A 17,521-nucleotide genomic window follows, 5' to 3' on the forward strand; every position below is an offset into this window, starting at 1 on the left:
CCCCGGGGTGACGGCGTCGAACCACACTACTCAACGACTTTGGTCGCGCCCGTCGTCGGCCGATGGCCGTAGCGGCCGTCCGGGTGACCGGCGCACGGTACGGGTGACCCCGAAGCGCCGCCGAGGAGCCGCCCGTGCCGACCGAGCCCCGCCCCGCCACCGCCGATCGTCTTCCGCTGTGCCGCCGACTCCTGCCGGTGGTCGCGCTGCTGCTGCTCGCGCCCTGGGCCGCCGAGTGTTCCTGGGGCGGCTTCACCCTCGAAGACTTCGTCCCCGTGCTGATCTTCCTCGGCCCGATGTACGGCGGGGCCGCCATCCTGATCCGGGAGACAGCCCGGCACCTCGGCGCGGGCTGGCCAGCGATCGTGCTGCTCGCCGCCGCGTTCGGCGTGCTCCAGGCCGGCCTGGTCGACCAGTCGCTGTTCAACCCCGGCTACCTGGACGACACCGAGTACGCCGACACCCGGGCCGCCGCCGAGGCGACGCTGGTGCCGGGACTCGGGTTCAGCGTCCGACAGGCCTTCGACTACGTGGGCAACCACATCACGTTGACCATCTGCGCGCCGATCGTGATCGTCGAGTCGTTCCTCGGACGAGACCGTCGGCTCCGCCCGTGGCTCCGCCGGCCCGGGCTCGTCGTGGTCGGCGTGATCTACCTGCTCGGCAGTCTGCTGATCTTCTCGGACAGCGGCCGGAAGGGCTTCCTGGCCAGCCCGCTCCAGCTGACGTTCGCCGCGGCGGCGGTCCTCGCCCTCGTCGCGGCGGCCCTGCTGCCGCGCTGGCGCCATGCCCACCCGCGGCGCGCCCGTCGGGTGCCCGGCCCGATCTGGGTGGGCCTGGTGGTCGTCCTCGTCCACCTCGGCACCGATCTGACACCCGGCTGGCCGGGGATGGCCATCGCGCTGGCGCTCGCCGCCAGCACCGGAGGGCTGATCGCGTGGTGGTCGTCCCGCGCCGGCTGGGGGCAGCGGCACGTGCTCGCCGCCGGCTCGGGGAGCCTGGTCAGTGCCGCGGCGTTCGCGTACCTGGTGCCGCCGTACTCCCCGGCGAGTCCGGCGGCGGCGCTGGCCGGCGACGTGGCGGTCACCGTGATCACCGTGGTTCTGATCGGTGGCGCCTGGTGGCGGCTGCGCGGCTGACCCGTCCCGCGTACCTCCCGGCCCGGTGCCCACCGCAAGTGGGCGCGCCTCGGCGAGACAACCGCGAGGGCACGACGACCGGCATCGCCTCAGACGGGCAGTTCCGGGCCGCCCTCGAGGAGCGGGGCGAGCAGGTCGCCGTACTCCTCGACCCGGTCCAGCACCTCGGGGGCGGTGAACTGGCGGACGGCCGGCTTGCGGCCGCGGGCGCCGGCCTCGACCTCGTCCCAGGTCAGCGGCGTCGACACCGACGGCACGTCCTGGGCCCGCAGCGAGTACGGCGCCACAGTGGTCTTCGCCGCGTTGTTCTGGCTCCAGTCGATGAAGACCTTCCCCGGGCGCAGGTTCTTGGCCATCTTCGACACGATCAGCTTCGGGTGGGCGCGTTCCAACTCCTGCGCGATCCGCTTGGCGTAGTCAGAGACGAGATCGGAGGACTGGGTGCCGGCGATCGGGCAGCAGAGCTGCATGCCCTTCTTGCCGGAGGTCTTCGGATAGCTGTCGATGCCGTCGTCGGCGAGCCGGTCGCGCATCAGCACCGCCACCGGGCAGCACTCGGCGAGCCCGGCCGGCGGCCCCGGGTCCAGGTCCACCACCATCATGTCCGGGTGCTGGCCGACCTTCCACTGCGGCGTGTGCAGTTCCAGCGCGGCCAGATTGGCCAGCCAGACCAGCGTGGGCAGATCGTCGGCGACCACGTAGTCGATGGTCTCCCGGCCCTTGCTCGACCCGGGCGCGGGCAGCGTCTCCAGCCGTACCCAGTCGGGGGTGGCGGCCGGGGCGTTCTTCTCGAAGAACGAGCCACCGCCCACGCCGTTCGGGAACCGGATCCGGGTCAGCGCCCGGTCCCGCAGGTGCGGCAGCAGCGCCGGCGAGATCCGCGTGTAGTAGTCGATCACTTCACCCTTGGTGAAGCCGGCCGACGGATAGAGCACCTTGTCCAGATTGGACAGCTCCAGCGCGCGGCCCTCGACGTCCACCCGCAACCGTTCAGCCGGCATCGTCGACCTCCTCCGGCGGCTTGTCCGGGCGCAACCGCAGCACCCGGGGGAAGCGCAGCCGGCCGTCGGGGGTGCGCTGGCCGTACTTCACCTCCACCACCACCCGGGGAGTTACCCAGATGGCACCCCGGGCATCCTCGCGCGGCACACCCGGCGCGAACGGTGACACGCCGGAGCGCAGTGGCTCCAGCTCGGCGAGGAGCTGCCGTTCGATGGCCGCGCCGATCCCACCGCCGACCCGGCCGCGGTAGATCAACCGGCCGTCCGGCCCGGGCACCCCGACCAGCAGCCCACCGATCCGGCGCGCGCCCGGTCGCCAGCCACCGATGACGAAGTCGCCGGTCACCTCCAGCTTGACCTTCACCCAGTCCGGCGAGCGCACCCCGGGGCGGTAGACGGCGCCGACCCGCTTTGCCATCACGCCCTCCAGGCCGTGCTCGCCGGCCGCCTCGTAGGTGGCCAGACCGTCGGCGAAGACCGGCGGCACCGCCCACCGGGCACCGCCCAGGGCGAGCCCGTCCAGGGCTTCCCGACGGCGCTCGTACGGCCAGCCGGTCAGATCGTCGCCGTTCAGCCGGAGCAGGTCGAAGATCATGTACGTCACCGGCATGACCGCCGCCAACCGGGCCGCCCTGTTCCGGTCCCGGACGTGCATCCGTTCGGCCAGCGCGGTGAACGACGGTTGCCCGCCCTCACCGAGCAGCACCACCTCACCGTCGAGCAGCGCGTCGTCGACCTGCTCGGACAGGGTGGCCAGTTCGGGGTACGCGGCGGTGATCTCCACGCCGGAGCGGGCGTACAGGTGCTGACCGCTGGCGGAGATGTCGGCCAGCGCGCGAACCCCGTCCCACTTGAACTCGTACGCCCAGCCGTCACCCGCCGGGAGCGGCCCGGTCATCGCGAGCATCGGCTTGAGCGGCGCGCCGGGCACGACCCGACTGTAGTAGCAGGCCGAACACCTCGCGTCCGGTTCCTTCGGATGCGAGCATGGTCGATACCGGGGAAGGGAGCAGAGGATGCGCGCGATCTGGAAGGGAGCCGTGTCGTTCGGGCTCGTCTCGATCGGGGTGAAGCTCTACTCCGCGACCGAGGAGAAGGACATCCGGTTCCACCAGGTGCACCGTGAGGACGGTGGCCGGATCCGGTACAAGCGCACCTGCTCGGTCTGTGGCGAGGAGGTCACCTACGACGACATCGCCAAGGGCTACGACATCGGCGGCGGCGAGATGGTGATCCTCACCGACGAGGACTTCGCCGACCTGCCGCTGACCAGCTCGCGCGCGATCGACGTACTGGAGTTCGTCCCGGCCGACCAGGTGGACCCGATCCTCTACAACAAGGCGTACTTCCTGGAGCCGGAGGGCACGGCGACCAAGCCGTACGTGCTGCTGCGCGACGCGCTGCTCGACTCGGAGCGGGTGGCCATCGTCAAGGTCGCGCTGCGCCAGCGGGAACAGCTCGCCACGCTCCGGGTCCGCGAGGGCGTGCTGCTGCTCAACACCATGCTCTGGCCGGACGAGATCCGGACCGCGGATTTCGGTTTCCTCGACGAGGACCTCAAGGTGCGCCCGCCGGAGCTGGCGATGGCCAGTTCCCTGATCGACTCGATGACCGGTGAGTTCGAGCCGGACGTCTTCACCGACGACTACCGGGCGGCGTTGCAGGAGGTCATCGACGCCAAGGTGGAGGGTCGGGAGGTCGTGCAGCCGGAAGAGGTGGAGGAGGCTCCGGCCGCGGCGGTCGACCTGATGGCCGCGCTGAAGGCATCGGTGGACCGGGCCCGGTCGGCCCGCGGCGAACAGCCGGCCCGTGGTGGCGGGGGCGAGCCGACGCCCATCTCGTCGGCCCGCTCGGCCAAGAAGGCGGCCGAGAAGAAGGCGGCGAAGGCGCCTCCGAAGAAGACCACGGCGAAGAAGACCGCCGAGAAGAAGACCGCCGCGGCCAAGGCCGAACCGGCGAAGAAGACCGCCAAGAAGACTCCCGCGAAGAAGGCGGAGCCGGCGAAGAAGACGGCGGCCCGGAAGACGGCACCCCGCAAGACCGCCTGACCGCACGGCAGCGACGGAGGCGTCGGCCGGACCGGGTACGCTCCGCCGGCCGCTGGCCACCGGAGGAGCCGTCATGCCGTACACCCCTGACCTGGACCGGTTGTTGACGCCCGGCGCACGCTTCACCGACGCGCACGGCTCGTACCTGATCGAGGCCCACCCGGTGGGCGACATCGTGCTGCCGACCGGCCAGGTGGTCGGGTGTGACCCGCTGGTCTGCCCGGAGGCCGAGCCGTTCACGGTCACCGTGCCCCCGGGACGGCATCCCGCCCGTGCCTGGGTGGCCGTGGTGCTCCGGGAGGACGCCGAGGTGGACCGCCGGGTGGCCGCGCTGGAGCTGGTGGTCCGGGACGCGCCGACGGTCAGCTGGGAGCCGGCCGTCGCCGGCGACCAGGACATCGCGAGCCTCGGCGCGGACGACTACTTCGGGTACGGGGTGGACGCCGGTGCCGGCACCCTCGCCGACCCGACGGCGCTCACCGTCCTGGAAACCTGGGATGAAGACCAGGTGGAAGCGGTGTTCATCCCGGCCGAACCGCCTGCCGCGCCGGTCCCGGGGTTGATCACGGCAGTGCTGGACGAGGCCACCGGCGCCAACGTGGTCACCGTCGCCACGGGCTGGGGTGACGGCTGCTACGGCACCTGGATCGGACGCGCCGCCGACGGCCGGGTGACATCGTTCGTGACGGACTTCATGGTGGTCCCGGAATAACCGCCACGCCGGCTCGTGGCGAGCGGCCGCAGAGCGATCCGGGCGGTCCGGGGTGGGCACGGTGGGCCGTCAGGCGGGTACCGTGTGCGTCGGCTTTCCCCCCGGCACCGGGTGCCGGCCACACCTTCGCAGCAGGGAGTCGACGACGTGAGCGAGCGCACGCAGCAGAACCGGTCGGAGGGCCAGAGCCCGGCAACCAAGGCGGGGCGGCGGCTTGCCGCCCAGCTGGCAGCGCAGAAGGCGGCCGAGGCGAAGCGGCGCCGTCAGGCGTGGGCCGGCGGCCTGGCCGGCGTCGCCGTGGTGGCGGTGCTGATCACCGTCTTCGTGCTGGTCGGTGGGGGCGACGACAAGCCCGCGAACAATGCTGACGCGACCCCGTCCGCCTCCGCGTCCGCGCCGGCCCCGGACGAGGCCGCCGCGCCTCCCGCACCGCAACTGCCGGCGGGCGCCGACCCGGCGCTGGGCAGCAAGCCGACCGTCGAGGCGGGCAAGGGCGAGCTGAAGAAGCTCACCGTGACGCCGGTGATCAAGGGCACCGGCCCGGCGGTGCAGAAGGGCCAGACCATCACCACGAACTACGTGGGCGTCTTCTACAAGGACGGCAAGGAGTTCGACTCGTCCTGGAAGTCCGGCCAGCCGGCCACCTTCGCGATCGGCGTGGGCCAGGTCATCCCCGGCTGGGACCAGGGCCTGGTCGGCGTGACGCTGGGCAGCCGGGTGCAGCTCGACATCCCGTCCGAGCTGGCGTACGGCAAGAACGCCGCCGCCATGGGTCGGCCGGAAGGCCCGCTGCGCTTCGTGGTGGACGTGCTCGCCGCCCAGTGACCCGTCCGGATCGCCCCGGTGTTCGCCCGGGCGCGATGGAGTTGTTCACATGGGGCTTCCGGCCCGTCACCCACCGGCAGTAGGTTCGGCTTCACCCCGGGCGGTTCGCCGCCGGGGTGAGCATCCGGACGGGACGCGGAGGTGCACGTGACGGCGCTGGACGAGCCCGGGCGGACCGCTCGGTTGATGTGGACGCACTTCGAGCCGGTGCACGCCGTCACCTACTTCCATCCCCGGGCGCGAGCGGCGTACGAGGCGGTCGGGCTGCGCGGCTACTGGCGGGGTTACTTCGCCGGGCGGGCCGCGCCGTTGGGCGCCACCGACGCGGCCCCGGTGATCGCCGCCTTCTTCAACTTCGCGCCGCCGATGGTGAGCCGGGCACTGCCGGCGGTCTGGCGGTTGGCCAGCCCGCAGGAGGCGTTGCGGGCCCGGCTGACCGGTGCCGTGCAGGCCCTCGCGGAGCTGACCTACGAGCTGCCGGAGGCGCACCTGGCGGAGGCCGCCGACCTGCTGGAGCGGGCCGCCTCGGCGACGCAGACCGCCGGCCGGGTGCTCGGCGCGGTCAACGCGGCGTTGCCGCTCGGGGAGTACCCGCTGGCCCGGCTCTGGCAGGCCGCCACCACGCTGCGCGAGCACCGGGGAGACGGGCACGTGGCCGCGCTGGTCGCCGCCGGCCTGGACCCGGTGGAGACGCTGGCCTGGCGGGTCGCGGTGGACATGTCGCCGCAGAACCTGCTGGGCCGGGGCTGGTCCGAGGAGCAGTGGCGGGCCGCCCGCGAGCGGCTGGCGCAGCGAGGCTGGCTGACCACGGACGGCGAGGCGACCGAACACGGCCGGGCCGGTTTCCAGGCGGTCGAGGACGCCACCGACCGGGCCGCCGAGCACCCGTGGCGGACGCTCGGCCCGGACGCCACGGACCGGCTGCGCACCCTGCTGGAGCCGATGGCCCGGGCCGGTCACACCGTGATCCCGGCCGGCAGCCCGATCGGGCTGCCCGCGCTGCCCGGCTGACCGGCAGCCCCCCGGTCCGGCAGGATGGTGCCGTGGTGGATGCGGTGGTCTTCGACCTGGACGGCGTGATCGTGGATTCCGAACCGGTGTGGGAGGAGGTCCGGCGGGCGTACGTGGCGACGCACGGCGGAGCCTGGCAGCCGGACACCCAGCGCCGGCTGATGGGCATGAGCACCAGCGAGTGGGCCCACTATCTCAGCGGTGAGCTGGGCGTGGCGCGCACCGCCGGGCAGGTCGCCGACGAGGTGGTCGAGGAGATGACCCGGCGCTACCGGGAGCACGTACCGCTGATCGACAGCGCCGACCAGGTGGTGCGCCTGCTGGCCGCGCGGTGGCAGCTGGGTTTGGCCAGTTCCTCGCCGACCCGGCTGATCGCGGCGGCGTTGGCCGCCACGGGCCTGACCGACGCGTTCGCCACCACCCTGTCCACCGAGGAGACCGAGCGGGGCAAGCCGGCCCCGGACGTGTACCTGAGTGTCGCGGGGCGGCTGGGCGTCGACCCCGCCCGCTGCGTGGCGGTGGAGGATTCCTCCAACGGAGTGCGTTCGGCCGCGGCGGCGGGGATGCGGGTGGTGGCGGTGCCGCATGGTTCGTATCCGCTGGACCCGGACGCCGCCCGGCTGGCCGCGGCGACGTTGGGCGCGATCGGCGAGCTGACCCCGGAACTGGTGGACAAGCTGGCCGGCTGATGTACGACGCGTCACCCGCTGTCCGGTCCCTCCCGCCTCGCGTGCGGTTATACGGTTTCCACGGACCGGTGGGGCCGGCATGACGGGGACTGAGCGGGGTACCGCAGCCGGCGGTGCTCGACCCGGGTGCCACCCGCCGGACGGGTGAGGAGACCACTGATGAAAGCCATCGTTTACGAGCGCACCGGCGATCCTTCGGTGCTGCAGTTGGTCGACCGGCCGGTGCCGGAGCCGGGGGCGGGCGAGGTCCTGGTCCGGATGGCGGTCTCCGGGGTGAACCCGACGGACTGGAAGGCCCGCAGGTCTTTCCCCTTGCCGGCCGGCTGGCAGATCCCCGGACAGGACGGGGCGGGCGTGGTGGAGGCCGTCGGCGCCGGGGTGGACCCGGACCGGATCGGCGAGCGGGTCTGGATCTGGGAGTCGGCCTGGCAGCGGCCGTGGGGCACCGCGGCGGAGTACACGCTGGTGCCCGTCCGGCAGGCGGTCCGTCTCGGCGACGCCTCGTTCGACCTGGGCGCGAGCCTGGGGATTCCGTTCCTCACCGCGCACCGTTGCCTGACCGCCGGTGAGTTCATGCCGGACACCTTGCGGGCCGGCGCGCTGGCCGACCACACCGTGCTGGTGCAGGGCGGGGCCGGCGCGGTCGGCAACGCGGCTGTTCAGCTCGCCCGCTGGGCCGACGCCACGGTGATCACCACGGTCAGCAGCGCGGAGAAGGCGCAGCTCGCGGCGTCGGCCGGCGCCTCCTTCGTGATCAACTATCGCGAGCAGGACGTGGTCGAGGAGGTCCGCAAGATCGCTCCCGACGGGGTGCACACGATCGTCGAGGTGTCCCCGTCCCGTAACGCCGCGACTGACGTGCAGGTGCTCCGGAACGCTGGCGCAGTGTGCGTCTACGCCGACGACGAGCCCGAGGTGAGCATCCCGGTCCGGCCGTCGATGATGCGAAACGCCCGGTGGCAGTTCGTGCTGGTCTACACGGAGCCGACGGTGGCCAAGGCCCATGCCGTGCGGGACGTGGCCGCGGCGGCCGAGCAGGGTGGCATCCGGGTCGGCGTGGACGCCGGGCTGCCCCTGCACAACTATCCGCTGGCCGAGACGGCCGCGGCGCACCAGGCGGTGGAGAACGCGACGGTGGGCAAGGTGCTGATCAGCACGAGTGACGCCTGATCAGGTCGCGGACCACCCGATTTCCCCGTCATCAGGACACAGGCGAAGAAGTTTCGCAACAATGACGGTGCGGGTCGCCCCGCGTGAAACGGGCGGCCCCGGCGCGGTGCGAACGCCGGGGCCGCCCCTGGGGAGGAATGTTTCAGGAGCACCCCTGTCCCAACAGGCGACGGTGCCCGGTAAAACGTTACGGGGCTGTCAGCTCCCGGACAGTCAGCTCGCCCCCGGCGTACCGCGAACGGACGACCTTCTTGTCGAACTTGCCGACGCTGGTCTTCGGCACGGTGTCGATGAACGCCCACCGCTCGGGCAGTTGCCAGCGGGCCACCGAGCCGGCCAGGAAGTCACGCAGCTCCTCGGCGGTCACCGAGGCGCCCTCCCGGACCACCACTGTCGCCAGCGGCCGCTCGTCCCACCGCTCGTCCGGCACACCCACCACGCACGCCTCCAGCACCGCCGGGTGGGCCATCAGCGCGTTCTCCAGCTCCACCGACGAGATCCACTCACCGCCGGACTTGATGACGTCCTTGGCACGGTCGGTCAGCGTGATGTATCCGTCCGGCGAGAGGGTGCCCACGTCGCCGGTACGCAGCCAACCGTCCCGGAACTTCTCCTCGTCGGGGGCGTCGTCGCCGACGTACCGGGCGGTCACCCACGGCCCACGGACCTCCAGCTCGCCCACGGCCTTGCCATCGGCGGGCAGCGGCTCGCCCAGCGGGCCGACGATCCGCGCCTGCACGCCCGCCGGCACACGGCCCTGGGTGTAGCGGTAGCGCCACGCCCGCTCGCCGGTCACGCCGGCCGGCGGACGGGAGACCGAACCCAGCGGGGACATCTCGGTCATGCCCCAGGCGTGGATGACGTCGATCCCGTGCCGCTCGTCGAACGCGTGCATCAGCGCCGGAGGGCAGGCCGAGCCTCCGACGATCACCTCCTTGAGCGAGGAGGTGTCCACGTCGTGGCTGTCCAGGTAGGCCAGCAGGTCTGTCCAGATGGTCGGCACCGCGCCGGCCAGGGTGGGCCGCTCGGCGGCGATCATCTCGGCGATCGGTGCGGCCTGGAGGAAACGGTCCGGCATGATCAGCGACGCGCCGGAGAGGAACGCCGCGTACGGCAGACCCCACGACATGGCGTGGAACATCGGGACGATGGCCAACTCCCGGTCGGTCGGCCCGAGACCGAAGCCCTCCGGCATGCACACCTGCAGCGAGTGCAGGTAGATCGAGCGGTGCGAGTAGGCCACGCCCTTCGGGTTGCCGGTGGTGCCGGAGGTGTAGCAGAGCGCCGCGGCGTCGCGCTCGTCCACCCCGGGCCAGTCGAACACCTCGGGCCGGTCGGCGAGCAGCGCGTCCCAGTGGTGCACGGTGATCCGGTCGCCGGCCGCCGCCACCAGCGGTGCCGGGTCGCCGCCGCCGACCACCACCACGTGCCGCACGGTGGCCAGCTCGCCGATGACCCGGGCCAGCAGCGGGATGAGCGTGCTGTCGACCAGCACCACCCGGTCCTCGGCGTGGTTGGCGATGTAGGCGACCTGGTCGGGAAAGAGCCGGATGTTGAGGGTGTGCAGCACCGCACCCATGCTCGGCACCGCGAAGTAGGCGACCAGGTGCTCGTTGTTGTTCCACATGAAGGTGGCGACCCGCTCGTCGCCGGTCACCCCGCACTCGTCGCGCAGCGCGTGTGCCAGCCGGGCGGCCGCACGGCCCACCTCGGCGTACGTCATCCGGCGGGGTTCGGCGCCGGTCCAGGTGACCACCTCGGCCGTGCCGTGCACTGTGGCGCCATGGTCGAGGATCCGGGAGATCTGCAGGGGGGCGTCCATCATCGTGCTACGCATGGGTAACAAGCTAGTGTCGCCGGTCACAGCTTGGGAACCCCCGTAAATTGTCGCAGGTGAGCATCTCCTGGGCCGACTCGTACGTAGGGCAGTTGCGCGCGCTCGCCGGGGACCGGACGCTGATGTTCGTCGGCGCCCGCGCCGTCGTCCGTGACAACGCCGGACGCATCCTGCTGATCCAGCGCTCGGACAACGGTCAGTGGGCCATGCCGGCCGGGGCGATGGAGTTGGGCGAGTCGATCGCGGACTGCGCGGTGCGGGAGGTCCGCGAGGAGACCGGACTACGGGCCCTGCGGGTCTGTGCGTTCGCCCTCTACACCGGCCCGGACCGGACCAGCACCAACATGTACGGCCACACCTACCAGGTCTTCACCACGGCGTTCCGGGTCGAGGAGTGGGACGGGCAGTTGTCGCGGGTCACCGACGAGACCACCGACGCCGGCTTCTTTCCCCGGGACCGGTTCCCCGCCCCGCTCTCCACCTCGGTCGCCGAGACCCTGGCCGACCTGGACGTCTTCGAGCAGACCAATCGACTGATCCTCAAGTAGGTGGGCCCGCCCGGCCCGGCGGGGTGAATGCCGGACCGGGCGAACGCCTCACTGCGGCAAGCGGGTCCCCGCGAACGCGTCCTGGATCCAGTTCGGGTACGCGACAGGCATCTTGGAGACCTCGTCCAGCTCGCTGAGATCCTGGGCGGTCAGCGTGAGGTCGGTGGCGGCGATGTTGTCCACCAGCTGTTCCTGCTTGCGGGCGCCGACGATCACGCTGGTCACGGCCGGCCGGGAGAGCAGCCAGGCGACCGCCACCCGGGCGGGGCTGACCCCGTGCCGCTCAGCGACGCCCTTGAGAACGTCGATCACCGAGAAGCCGTGCTCCGGGTCGAACGGGGTGAAGCTGGTGTAGCCGGGCTGGGCGCTGCGCGAGCCGCTGTCGGAGACCACGCTGTCCCGGCCGACCTTGCCGGAGAGGAAGCCACCGGCCAGCGGGCTCCAGACGGTGAGTCCGACGCCCTCGTCGAGCGCCATCGGCACCACGTCGCGCTCCACGTCCCGGCCGAGCAGGGAGTAGTACGACTGCACCGAGACGAACCCGGACAGCTTCTCCCGGGCAGAGATTCCCAGCGCCTTGGAGATCTGCCAGGCGGCCAGGTTCGCGCAACCGACGTAACGCACCTTGCCCTGCCGGACCGCGTCGTCCAGCGCGCGCAGTGTCTCCTCCATCGGGGTGACGTGGTCGAAGTTGTGGATCTGGTAAAGATCGATGTGATCGGTGCCGAGCCGCCGCAGGCTGTCCTCCAACGCCTGCATGACGTGCAACCGCGAGGTGCCGACGTCGTTCGGGCCGGGACCCGTCCGGGCGTGCACCTTGGTCGCGAGCACCACGTCGCGACGCCGCTTGCCGAGCGCCTGGCCGAGCAACTCCTCGCTCTCGCCGTCGCTGTACATGTCGGCGGTGTCGACGAAGTTGACGCCCGCGTCCAGCGCGGTGTCCACCAGCCGCTGGGCGTCGGGCAGCGCCAGCGCCCCCAGACTGCTCCAGATCGGGTGCCCACTGCCGCCGAAGGTCATCGTGCCGAGCGAGATCTCCGAGACGTACACCCCGGTGTTGCCCAGCAATCGGTACTTCACGTATTGCTCCTCGCTGGTAGGGGGCCGACGCCGGCTCCCTGGTCACTATGTCGGACATTATGTCCGGCAAAAAGCGTACGTCGCCGATCCCGCAGCCGGCCACCTAGGATTTCGACCATGCCCTCGATCACCCGACGCCGCCCGCGCAACCCTGACGGGCGGGCCGCCGTCGAAGCGCGGGTGCTGGCCGCCACCGAGCGGCTGCTCCAGGAGGGGGCCCGCTTCACCGACCTCGGTGTCCAGCGCATCGCCGCCGAGGCGGGGGTGGCCCGGTCGACCTTCTACATCCACTTCCGGGACAAGAGCGAGCTGCTCATGCGCCTGGCCGGCAGCATGCGTGAGACCTCCTTCGACCGGGTCCACGAGTGGGATCCGGCCGACCCCGGGGACCCGCTCGACAGGCTCACCGAGGTCTTCACCGACGTGATCCGGATCTACCGGACGTACGCCCCGGTCCTGGCGGCGATCACCGAGGTCGCCGCGTACGACGAGATGGTGCGGGAGTACTGGGCGGCCGGTTTTGAGCGGTTCATGGCGCGTACCGAGGAGGTGCTCCGCGCCGAGCAGCGGGCTGGTCGTACCCCGGCGGGCCTGGACCCGCCGACCGCGAGCCGGCTGATCGTGCTCGGCGGCGACCGGTTCCTCGCTCACCATGTCGCAATGACCCCGGCCGACCCCGAGGCCGATGGTGCGGCCGCACGGGAGTTGGCGGCGACCTGGTGGTACGGCGCCTACCGCCGCCCCGCCTGACCACCGACCGCCCCGGTCCGGTCCGGTCCGGTCCGGGGCGGTCGGTGGACGACGCGGTCAGATCATCGTCTGGGACTTGGCCTCCATGTCGGCGGCCGCCTCCTCCTTCGACTCGCGGGTCAGCGGCTTGCCGCCCGACGCCGGGGCCTCACCGCCGAGCGGGTCGGCGCCGCCCTTGGCGCCCTGCGGGCCGGCGCCCCGTAGCTGTTCGTTCGGCAGCGCGACGGTGACCAGCACCGCCACGATCGCGATCAGGCCGGCGGTCAGGAAGACCATGTCCAGCGCGTCGACGAACGCGTTCTGGATGGCCGACCGTACCGGCCCGGGCAGGGCCATGATGGTCGCCGGATCGTTGATCGAGATGTTCGTGCCGCCCCTCGCCGCCACCTCGGCCTGCTGCTGCGGCGGAAGCTGGGCGATCGCGCCGGGCAGCCGGTCGCCCAGCCCTCCGGCGAGCCGGGACGAGAGCACCGCGCCGAGAATCGCCACCCCGAACGAACCGCCCAGTGAACGGAAGAAGGTGGCCGAGGAGGTGCCGGCGCCCAGGTCGCGCACGGACACCGCGTTCTGCACCGCGAGGACCAGCGACTGCATGCACAGCCCCAGGCCGACGCCGATCACCACCATGTAGCCGAAGGCGATCCAGAGCGAGGTGCCCACCGACAGTTGGGTGAACAGGAACATGCCGACCAGCAGGGTCACCGACCCGGCCACCGGGAACCACTTGTACCGGCCGATCCGGCTCATCGCCCGCCCGGTGAGGATCGAGGTGACGATGATGCCCGTCATCATCGGCAGCATCAGCAGACCGCTGCGGGTCGGCGAGGCGCCCTTGACGATCTGCAGGTACAGCGGGATGAAGATGATCGACCCGAACATCACCAGACCGAGCACGAAGCCGGCCGCGTTGGCGAGCGCGAAGGTGGCGCTGCGGAACAGCCGCAACGGGAGGATGGGCTCGGCGACCCGGGCCTCCTGGAGCACGAAGAGAACGGCGAGCACCGCGCCCGCCACGAAGAGACCGATGATCACCCCGGAGCCCCAGGCGTACTCGTTGCCGCCCCAGCTCAGCGCCAGCAGCAGAGAGCTGACCCCGGCGACCAGCAGGCCGGCGCCGAGCCAGTCGATCGCGTGGTCCCGACGTTCGAACGGGATGAGCCGCATCACGTGGTAGCAGACCACGATGGCGAGGATCGCCAGCGGCACGTTGATGTAGAAGATCCACCGCCAGTCGGTCTCCGCGAAGTAACCACCGACCAGCGGTCCGGCCACCGACGAGATCCCGAAGACGGCCCCGAAGAGACCCTGGTACCGGCCCCGTTCCCGCGGTGAGACGACGTCCGAGATGATCGTGAACGCCAGCGTCAACAGACCACCCGCGCCGATGCCCTGGATGCCCCGGGTGACGATCAGCTGGGTCATGTTCTGCGACAGGCCGGCCAGCAACGACCCGACCAGGAACGTGCCGATCGAGAAGAGGAAGACCGGGCGGCGCCCGTACAGGTCGGCCATCTTGCCGTAGAGCGGCGTCGACGCGGTCGAGGCGAGCAGGTACGCGGTGACGACCCACGAGTAGTGGTTGATCCCGCCCAGCTCCCCGACGATGGTCGGCAGGGCCGTACCGACAATGGTCTGGTCCAGGGCGGCCAGCAGCATGCCGGTCATCAGACCGATCATGAGCAGCCGGATCTGCTGGCGATTCAGCACCGGCGCGGCGGAGGCTTCGGTGGTCATGGGCCCTTCTTTCCCGACCAACGCGGAACATGCGTCGAACCAGGAAAACCGTCCCTACCTCCGCCTGGTTCGATCATGGTGCGCGTCCGGCACGTCGCACCGGCACGCAGTAAGGAAGGGCACCTTCTTAACGCCTGCGGTAGAGGAAGGGACCCTTCTTAACAAAAGGGCGACACGCCGCCGATGCGGTGGATCTTCACGGAGGTTTGACCCCGGAGGCGCTGGGGACCCGGGGAGGCATGGCAGGAGCAGCAGCGGAACACCGCCGGCTCGCCACCGTCGTGGAGAGCTGGCTGGGGCGCCCGGTCCTGATCGTCGGCGACGCCATGTTGGACGAATGGCGGTTCGCCGACTCCGACCGGCTCTGCCGGGAGGCGCCCGCCCCGGTCCTCACTCTGCGGCGGCGGATCTCCGCCGCCGGCGGGGCCGCGAACACCGCAGTCAACGTCGCCACCCTCGGTGGACGGGCAGTGCTGGTGGCACCGGTCGGCGCCGACGTCGCCGGTGACGAACTGCACGACTGTCTGGACCGCGCCGGCGTCTGGGACCGTACGGTCAACCAGCCCGGTCGACCCACCCCGGTGAAGCGGCGGATGCTGGCCGGCAACCAGATCCTGCTCCGGGAGGACTCCGGCGACCCGGACGACGCGCTCGCCCCGGACGGGGTGGGCCGGCTGCTCACCGCGCTGGACTGCGCCACCGAGGAGCTGCGCGCCGCCGCCGGCGGGGAGGCACCGACCCTGGTGGTCTGCGACTACGGCCTGGGCGCCCTGCCCGCGCCGGTGCGCGCCTGGCTGGTGGAGCAGCGGGAGCGCTACGCCACTGTCGCGCTGGACGCCCACGACCTGGCCGACTGGCGGGGGCTCGCACCGACCGTGGTCACGCCCAGCTTCGCCGAGGCGACCCGGCTGCTGGCCCGCGCCGGCGGCGCGACCCGCCCGACGGCCGGCGTCGAACTGCACCTGGAACACCCCGACAGCGACCCGGCTGACGGCCCGTCCGAGCTGAGCGTGGGTGCCGCCCCGGGTGGGGCGCGGGCCGACGCTGTCAGCGCCGGCACCATCCCGGACCCGACGCGGGCCGGCCATCCGGGACCGGTCGGCGAGCCGACGCTCAGCGAGGGCCAGGTGGCCCTCACCGGCGATGGACTCAGCGTCACCGGCGCCGGCGTGACCGTGAACACCGAGGCCGGAGAGGGCGTCGACCGGGCGGTGCTGGCCGAGGCACGCCTTGCCGAGCTACGTGCGCACACCGGCGCCGACGTGGTCGCGGTGACCCTGGACACCGAGGGCGCGGTGGTCGGCGGCGCCGACGGCGAGCCGCGGCGCAGCCACAGCACCCCGGTGCCGGCGAGCCACGCCGTGGGCGCCGGCGACGCGTACCTGGCGGCGATGACGCTGGCCCTGGCCGCCGACGCGCCGCTGCCCACCGCCGCCCAGCTCGCCCAACTGGCGGCCACCATCACCGTGTCGGACACCGGCACCTGCGTGTGCCGGCGGGAGGATCTGCTCACCGCGCTCGACCAACCGCCGGAGACCACCGGGCACCCGGTGCTCGTCGGCACCGACGAGCTGGACGCGATAGTCGCCGAGTATCGCGACGCCGGACGGTCGGTGGTGTTCACCAACGGCTGCTTCGACGTACTGCACCGGGGGCACGTGCGCTACCTGGAGCAGGCCCGCGCCCTGGGCGACCTGCTCATCGTGGCGGTCAACTCGGACGGCAGCGTACGTCGGTTGAAGGGGGCGGACCGTCCGGTCAACCCGGTCGAGGACCGGGGCGCCCTGCTCGCCGCGCTGTCCTGCGTGGACCACGTGGTGATCTTCGAGGAGGACTCGCCCGCCGCGCTGATCGAGGCGGTCCGGCCGGACGTGTACGTCAAGGGCGGGGACTACCCACCGGAGCTGGTGCCCGAGGCGCCGCTGGTGCGCCGGCTGGGCGGCCAGGTGCGCACCCTGGGGTACGTGCCGGACCGGTCCACCTCCGCGATCATCGAGCGGATCCGGTCACACAGTCAGGACCGGGAGCCCGACCGTACGTCGCACGGCCATGATCCGTCGCTCAGCACCCGTACCCGAACGTCGTGAACCGCCCACTCGACCTCGACACCGCGGAGGCGTTCCGCACCGAGCGGCTGGTCGACGTGCTGATCCCGACCCGTAACCGGCCCGCCGAGCTGGCGGTCACCCTGGCCGGCCTCGCCGCGCAGGAGGGCGTGCCCGGCTTCGGGGTGGTGGTCAGCGACCAGTCGGACGGGGATCCCGCGTACGCCCACCCCGCCGCCGCCACCATGGTCCGGGCGCTGCGCCACCGGGGTCACCCCGTGCTGCTGACCCGTCGGCTGCCCCGGCGAGGGCTGGCCGAGCACCGGGCGTACCTGCTGGCCGCCTCGGCCGCCCGGTACGTGCTCAGCCTCGACGACGACGTCTGGCTGGAGCCGGGGGCGCTGCATCGGCTGGTCACCGCGATCGGGGAGCTGGGCTGCGGGTTCGTCGGCAACGGCGTGCACGGGCTCTCGTACACCGATGACCGGCGGCCGGAGACGCACGGGCACTACGAGGAGTGGATCGGCCGGCCGACACCGGAGCGGATCCGGCCGGGCACCCCGGAGTGGGACCGGGCCCGGATCCACTCGGCGGCCAACCTGCTGCACGTCACCGGAGAGTTGGCGCTGCCGCCGGGTGCGTGGCGCGCGTACAAGATCTCCTGGATCGGGGGGTGCGTGCTCTACGACCGGGCCAAACTCGTCGATTCCGGCGGCTTCGACTTCTGGCGGAAGGTGCAGGAGAAGCACCAGGGCGAGGACGTGGCCGCCCAGCTCTCGGTGCTGGCCCGGCACGGAGGGGCTGGCATCCTGCCCAGCGGCGCCTACCACCTGGAGTCCCCCACCACGGTCACCGAGCGGGACGTCGAGGCGTGGGAGGTCGTACTCGCCGACGAGGACACCCCCCAGCCCGCCTGAGTTCTGTTAAGAAGG

Annotated in this window: 16 protein-coding genes; 11 read left to right on the forward strand and 5 right to left on the reverse strand. The window is 72.0% G+C overall.

The genetic code is table 11. The features are described 5' to 3' along the window. The first annotated feature begins 134 nt into the window (after window positions 1–134). Entirely contained in the window at window positions 135–1,139 is a 1,005-nt protein-coding gene (locus tag GA0070607_RS10340) for a hypothetical protein (RefSeq protein ID WP_089018008.1), read from the forward strand. A gap of 89 nt (window positions 1,140–1,228) precedes the next feature. On the opposite strand, the gene ligD (GA0070607_RS10345) is transcribed toward GA0070607_RS10340, so the two are convergent. Next, the gene (gene ligD / locus GA0070607_RS10345) at window positions 1,229–2,140 is read right to left on the reverse strand and encodes a non-homologous end-joining DNA ligase (RefSeq protein WP_089018009.1); all 912 of its coding nucleotides are present in this window, start codon (window positions 2,138–2,140) and stop codon (window positions 1,229–1,231) included. Further along, entirely contained in the window at window positions 2,130–3,071 is a 942-nt protein-coding gene (ligD, locus tag GA0070607_RS10350; RefSeq protein ID WP_089018010.1) for a non-homologous end-joining DNA ligase, read from the reverse strand. The genes ligD (GA0070607_RS10345) and ligD (GA0070607_RS10350) overlap by 11 nt, the downstream gene beginning before the upstream one ends. 85 nt (window positions 3,072–3,156) lie before the next feature. On the opposite strand from ligD (GA0070607_RS10350), the gene ku reads away from it, so the two are divergent. From ku to GA0070607_RS10380, 6 genes are all read left to right on the forward strand, one after another. Continuing rightward, window positions 3,157–4,188, forward strand: coding sequence for a non-homologous end joining protein Ku (gene ku, locus GA0070607_RS10355; RefSeq protein WP_089018011.1), 1,032 nt, complete (start codon window positions 3,157–3,159; stop codon window positions 4,186–4,188). A 73-nt stretch (window positions 4,189–4,261) separates the two neighbouring features. Continuing rightward, complete coding sequence (locus tag GA0070607_RS10360) at window positions 4,262–4,900, forward strand: DUF4241 domain-containing protein (protein WP_089018012.1); 639 nt, start codon at window positions 4,262–4,264, stop codon at window positions 4,898–4,900. Window positions 4,901–5,011: 111 nt separating this feature from the next. Beyond that, complete coding sequence (locus GA0070607_RS10365; RefSeq protein WP_089018013.1) at window positions 5,012–5,725, forward strand: FKBP-type peptidyl-prolyl cis-trans isomerase; 714 nt, start codon at window positions 5,012–5,014, stop codon at window positions 5,723–5,725. 186 nt (window positions 5,726–5,911) lie between these two features. Further along, the gene (locus GA0070607_RS10370) at window positions 5,912–6,736 is read left to right on the forward strand and encodes an SCO6745 family protein (RefSeq protein ID WP_089021769.1); all 825 of its coding nucleotides are present in this window, start codon (window positions 5,912–5,914) and stop codon (window positions 6,734–6,736) included. 32 nt (window positions 6,737–6,768) lie between these two features. Next, on the forward strand, window positions 6,769–7,425 hold the full coding sequence (locus tag GA0070607_RS10375) for an HAD family hydrolase (RefSeq protein WP_089018014.1): 657 nt from the start codon (window positions 6,769–6,771) through the stop codon (window positions 7,423–7,425). A 159-nt stretch (window positions 7,426–7,584) separates the two neighbouring features. Then, window positions 7,585–8,595: an NADPH:quinone reductase gene (locus tag GA0070607_RS10380; protein WP_089018015.1), complete on the forward strand. Its 1,011-nt coding sequence runs from the start codon at window positions 7,585–7,587 to the stop codon at window positions 8,593–8,595. Between the two features lie 187 nt (window positions 8,596–8,782). On the opposite strand, the gene GA0070607_RS10385 is transcribed toward GA0070607_RS10380, so the two are convergent. Then, a complete protein-coding gene (locus GA0070607_RS10385) occupies window positions 8,783–10,417 on the reverse strand; it encodes a fatty acid--CoA ligase (protein ID WP_172899179.1) in 1,635 nt (544 codons plus the stop codon). A 71-nt stretch (window positions 10,418–10,488) separates the two neighbouring features. On the opposite strand from GA0070607_RS10385, the gene GA0070607_RS10390 reads away from it, so the two are divergent. Further along, on the forward strand, window positions 10,489–10,980 hold the full coding sequence (locus GA0070607_RS10390; RefSeq protein WP_089018017.1) for an NUDIX domain-containing protein: 492 nt from the start codon (window positions 10,489–10,491) through the stop codon (window positions 10,978–10,980). A 48-nt stretch (window positions 10,981–11,028) separates the two neighbouring features. Here the strand turns inward: GA0070607_RS10390 and GA0070607_RS10395 are convergent, their stop codons facing one another. Beyond that, the gene (locus tag GA0070607_RS10395; RefSeq protein ID WP_089018018.1) at window positions 11,029–12,060 is read right to left on the reverse strand and encodes an aldo/keto reductase; all 1,032 of its coding nucleotides are present in this window, start codon (window positions 12,058–12,060) and stop codon (window positions 11,029–11,031) included. A 117-nt stretch (window positions 12,061–12,177) separates the two neighbouring features. Here GA0070607_RS10395 and GA0070607_RS10400 point away from each other — a divergent pair, with 117 nt between their 5' ends. Continuing rightward, window positions 12,178–12,810: a TetR/AcrR family transcriptional regulator gene (locus tag GA0070607_RS10400; RefSeq protein WP_089018019.1), complete on the forward strand. Its 633-nt coding sequence runs from the start codon at window positions 12,178–12,180 to the stop codon at window positions 12,808–12,810. A gap of 57 nt (window positions 12,811–12,867) precedes the next feature. Here the strand turns inward: GA0070607_RS10400 and GA0070607_RS10405 are convergent, their stop codons facing one another. After that, window positions 12,868–14,544: an MDR family MFS transporter gene (locus GA0070607_RS10405; protein ID WP_089018020.1), complete on the reverse strand. Its 1,677-nt coding sequence runs from the start codon at window positions 14,542–14,544 to the stop codon at window positions 12,868–12,870. Window positions 14,545–14,783: 239 nt separating this feature from the next. On the opposite strand from GA0070607_RS10405, the gene rfaE2 reads away from it, so the two are divergent. Next, window positions 14,784–16,631 (forward strand): D-glycero-beta-D-manno-heptose 1-phosphate adenylyltransferase, encoded by a 1,848-nt coding sequence (gene rfaE2 / locus GA0070607_RS10410; protein ID WP_089018021.1) that lies wholly within the window; start codon window positions 14,784–14,786, stop codon window positions 16,629–16,631. Beyond that, entirely contained in the window at window positions 16,628–17,506 is an 879-nt protein-coding gene (locus GA0070607_RS10415) for a glycosyltransferase family 2 protein (RefSeq protein ID WP_089018022.1), read from the forward strand. The genes rfaE2 and GA0070607_RS10415 overlap by 4 nt, the downstream gene beginning before the upstream one ends. Window positions 17,507–17,521 lie beyond the last annotated feature (15 nt).

This window comes from Micromonospora coriariae, assembly GCF_900091455.1.
Taxonomy (GTDB): Bacteria; Actinomycetota; Actinomycetes; order Mycobacteriales; family Micromonosporaceae; genus Micromonospora; species Micromonospora coriariae.